The sequence below is a fragment of the Bradyrhizobium sp. P2_E8 genome (genome assembly GCF_056403875.1).
This window is the reverse complement of the sequence record NZ_JBFUES010001846.1, coordinates 1-631: the sequence shown is the minus strand read 5'-3', so window position 1 is coordinate 631 and position 631 is coordinate 1. Positions and strand designations below refer to the sequence as shown.

Sequence of the window (631 nt, the reverse complement as noted above, 5' to 3'; positions counted from 1 at the left end):
GCTGGGAATGCAGGATGACGTCGCCGGGGCGGACGAAGGCGAGGATCGTGGTCGCGATGGCCGCCATGCCGGAGGAGAACAGCGCGCAGCTCTCGGTGCGCTCATAGACCGCGAGCCTGTCCTCGACGATTTCGCTGTTGGGGTGGTTGAAGCGCGAATAGACCAGGCCCGCGCCCATGCCTTCCGGCGGCTCGCGCCGGCCGGCGACGAAATCGAAGAAGTCCTGCCCGTCCTCGGCCGTCCTGAACACGAATGTCGAGGTCAGGAAGACCGGCGGCTTGATGGCGCCTTCCGACAGTTGCGGATCATAGCCATAGGTCAGCATCAGGGTTTCGGGATGCAGCATATGGTTGCCGATGTGGGTCTTCGACGGGAACGGTTTTACCATGGCCTGTCTCGCTGTTCTGGTTGGATCCTCGTCGCGCGTTGGAACTCCCTGGTGAGGCGTAGGGGGAGCAATGCGTCGTCATCCAATGGCACGCATCAACGTCGCGTCGGCTGGGTTTGAAGATAACCGCTCCGACAACGATCCGTCAGGCCTTGCGAATAGAATTTGCTGCGCCTCTCACCGCTGTCATTCCCCGCGAAAGCGGGGAATCCAGTATTCCAGAGACGTCAAACGGTCCTGCCC

Annotated in this window: 1 protein-coding gene; it reads right to left on the bottom strand. The window is 61.8% G+C overall.

Annotated elements, in window-relative coordinates:
- Positions 1-388 (bottom strand): PLP-dependent transferase (locus AC1D00_RS44260; protein ID WP_477015093.1); only part of this gene is annotated, 388 nt, incomplete at its 3' end.
- Positions 389-631: the final 243 nt, after the last annotated feature.